Here is a 3,772-nt window from a genome sequence, read left to right on the forward strand (position 1 = left end):
GGCTGCCGTCGGTCTTCAGCGCCAGGCTGTGATAGGCCCCGGCCGCCGCTGCCGCGACCCCGGTCAGGACCTGGACCGGACTGAGGCGGCGCACGAGCGTCCCATCACCGAGCTGGCCGCGCGCGTTGTCGCCCCAGGCCCACAGGCTGCCGTCGCTCTGCACGGCCAGGCTGTGGTCAAAACCGCCCGCCATGGCCGTCACTCCACTCATGACCTGGAGCGGAACCAAGGAACTGATCGTCGTGCCGTTGCCGAGCCGGCCGACCGCGTTGTCACCCCAGTCCCACAAACTGCCGTCGGTGCGCAGTGCCAAAGTGTGAACGTTTCCGGCCGCCACGGCCGCCACCCCGGTCAGGACCTGGATCGGCGCCGGATGGGTGCCATTGCTCCAGCCGTCGCCGATCTGGCCATTCCCGCCCGCCCCCCAGCCCCAGAGGCTGCCATCGGGCTGGATGGCGAAACTGGTGTCGGACTTGGTGGCGATGCGCTGCTGCTCAGTGGTGCCGACCGCATAGCCGCGGGTCCGCTGGTTGTCGCCCTCGTCACCCTCCGCGGTCACACAGTCACCGTCGACGAAGGCGCGCAGGGTCTTGACCCCGAGCCCACCGGCCGCCAGACCGCTCACCGTCACCGTGGTACCGGCGCCCGCCGCCAGGCTCGGCAGCGCGATGCTCTGGTCGGCCGCGGCACCACAGGCCGGCACCGTCGCCTGGTCGGCCCAGACGCGCAGGGTCCCCGCCGCCCCGGGGACCTGACCCCAGTTGGTGACCGTGACCGTGGCCGCGAAGGTCCCGTTGACCGTCGGGGCCGGCGCATTGATGACGAGGTCGCTCACCGCAAAGTTGGGGGCCGGCGCCACCACCTCATAGGGCGTGGCCCGCTGGTTGTTGCCCTCATCCGTTTCGGCGGTGAGACAGGCGCTGTCGACGAAGGCACGCAGGGTCTTGGCCCCGGCCGCCCCGGCCGGCAGGCCGGTCAAGGTCACCGTATGGCTCGCACCGCCCGCCAGGCTCGGCAGGGTCGCCGCCTGGCTGCCCAGGGCACCGCAGGCCGCTGCCGTGGACTGATCGGCCCAGACCTGGAGGCTGGCGCCGGCCGCCGTGGCCGCCGTGCCCTGGTTGGTGACGGTGACGATGGCATCGAAGGTCGTATTGGCACTCGGCCTGCTCCCCGGACTGAGCACGAGCGCGGTCACCGCGAGGTCGAGGTCCTGGGGCACCACGGTGTAGGGGGTACCCGACCAATTGTTGGTCTCGTCGGACTCCGCGGTCAGACAGGCGCTGTCGATGAAGGCACCCAGGGTCTTGGCCCCGGCCGCCCCCGCCGCCAGGCCGGTGAGCGTGACCGTCTGGCTGGCGCCCGCGGCCAGGCTCGACAGGGTCGCCGAGCGCTCGCCCAGGGCCCCGCAGGCCGGCGCGCCGGTCTGGTTGGACCAGACCTGCAGCGCCCCGGGCACCCCGGCCGCCGAGCCCCGGTTGGTCACCGTCACCGCGCCACTGAAGGTGCCATTGGCGCTCGGGTTGGGCTGGGTCAGCACGACGTTGCCGATCACAAAGTCGGGAATCAGCGTCCCGACGTTATAGGCCAGGGCGGTCTGATTGTTGCTGTCATCGCTCTCAAGGGTCTGACAAGCGCTGTTCACGAAGGCTCGCAGGGTCTTTGCCCCGGCCGCCCCGGCCGGCAGGCCCGTGAGGGTGACCGTGGCACTGGCACCCGCCGCCAGGCTCGGCAGCACGGCGGACTGGTCGCCGACGCCGCCGCAGTCCACCGGCGCGGCGCGATCGGTCCACAGTTGCAAGACCCCGGACGCCCCGGCCGCCAGACCCTGGTTGGTCACCGTCACCGTCGCGGTCAAGGTGCCGTTGGCGCTCGGGTTAGCGGGTGTCAGGGCGATGTTGGTCACCGCAAAGTCCGGGCGCGGGGTCGCCGCACCGATCCCCGCAACCTGAACCGGAACCAATCGATCCACGACCGTGTTGTCACCCAACTGACCGTAATTGTTTTGCCCCCAGGCCCACAGACTACCGTCCGCCTTGCGGGCCAGGCTGTGCCTGAAGCCGCCCGCCACGGCCACCGCCCCGGTCAGCACCTGGGTCGGATGCGGACGGCTGCCATACTGAGTGCCGTCGCCGATCTGGCCAAACCCGTCATCGCCCCAGGCCCAGACACTGCCGTCGGTCTTCAGCCCCAGACTATGGGTACCGCCGGCCGCCATGGCCGCCACCCCGGTCATGACCTGGACCGGCAACGCGCGATCGATCGTGGTACCGTCGCCGAGCGCACCGAGCCAATTGTATCCCCAGGCCCACAGGCTGCCGTCGCCCTTGAGCGCCAGTGAAAAATTCTCACCGGCCGCCACCGCCACCACCCCGGTCATCACCTGGACCGGCAGCGTGCGATTGCTCCCGGTACCGTCGCCCACCTGGACATGAAAATTGTCGCCCCAGGCCCACAGGCTGCCGTCGGTCTTCAGCGCGAGGCTGTGATAGGCCCCGGCCGCCACCGCCATGACCCCGGTCATGACCTGGACCGGACTCAGGCGCCGGGTCACCGTGCCGTCGCCGAGCTGGCCATGCGCGTTGGCGCCCCAGGCCCAGAGGCTACCGTCGCTCTGCACGGCCAGGCTGTAGTCAAGACCGCCCGCCATGGCCGTGACCCCGCTCAGCCCCGGAACCGGAGCCGGAATCAAGGCACCCGTCAGCGTGCCGTTGCCGAGCTGTCCGCTCGTATTACCCCCCCAGGCCCACAGGCTGCCGTCGGTCCGCAACGCCAGCGTATGGATGTTTCCGGACGCCACCGCCGCGACCCCGGTCAGGACCTGAATGGGCCCTGGATGAAATGGGTTGTTCCAGCCGTCGCCGACCTCACCATTTCCGCCCTGCCCCCAGCCCCACAGGCTGCCGTCCGATTGGATGGCGAAGCTGGTGTCAAACCTGGAGGCAATGCGCTGCTGCTCGTTCGTGCCCACCGCATAGCCGACGGTCGTCTGGTTGTCGCCCTCATCGGTCTCCGCGGTCAGACAGTCGCCGTCGACGAAGGCGCGCAAGGTCTTGACCCCGAGTCCACCGGCCGCCAGACCGCTGACCGTCAACGTTGTACTGGCGCCCGCCACCAGACTCGGCAGGGCGACGCTCTGGTCGGCCGCGGCGCCACAGGCCGGCACCCCAGGCTGGTCGGCCCAGACCCGCAAGGTCCCCGCCGCCCCGGGGACCGGACCCCAATTGGTGACCGTGATGGTCGCCGCAACGGTCCCATTGACCGGCGGGGTGCGCGAACTCAGCACCACCGCGCTCACCGCAAAGTTGGGGGCCGGCGCCACCACCTCATAGGGCGTGGCCCGCTGGTTGTTGCCCTCATCCGTTTCGGCGGTGAGACAGGCGCTGTCGACGAAGGCACGCAGGGTCTTGGCCCCGGCTGCCCCGGCCGGCAGGCCGGTCAAGGTCACCGTATGGCTCGCACCGCCCGCCAGGCCCGGCAGGGTCGCCGCCTGGTTGCCCAGGGCACCGCAGGCCGGTGCCGCGGCCTGGTCCGCCCAGACCTGGAGGCTGGCGCCGGCCGCCGTGGCCGCCGTGCCCCGGTTGGTCACCGTGACGACGGCATCGAAGGTCGCGTTGGCGCTGGGGCTGCTCCCCGGACTGAGCACGAGCGCGGACACCGCGAGGTCGAGGTCCTGGGGCACCACGCTGTAGGGGGTGACCGTCCAGTTGTTGTTCTCGTCGGACTCCGCGGTCAGACAGGCGCTGTCGATGAAGGCGCGCAGGGTCTTGGCCCC

General features: G+C 70.8%; 1 protein-coding gene. It reads right to left on the reverse strand.

What is annotated here, in order from left to right; genetic code table 11:
- Positions 1-3,772: CARDB domain-containing protein (locus QZY44_RS19845; protein ID WP_295450591.1), on the reverse strand; the 3,772-nt coding region annotated here is incomplete at both ends.

It is taken from the genome of uncultured Thiodictyon sp. (assembly GCA_903837595.1).
Lineage (GTDB): Bacteria > Pseudomonadota > Gammaproteobacteria > Chromatiales > Chromatiaceae > Thiodictyon.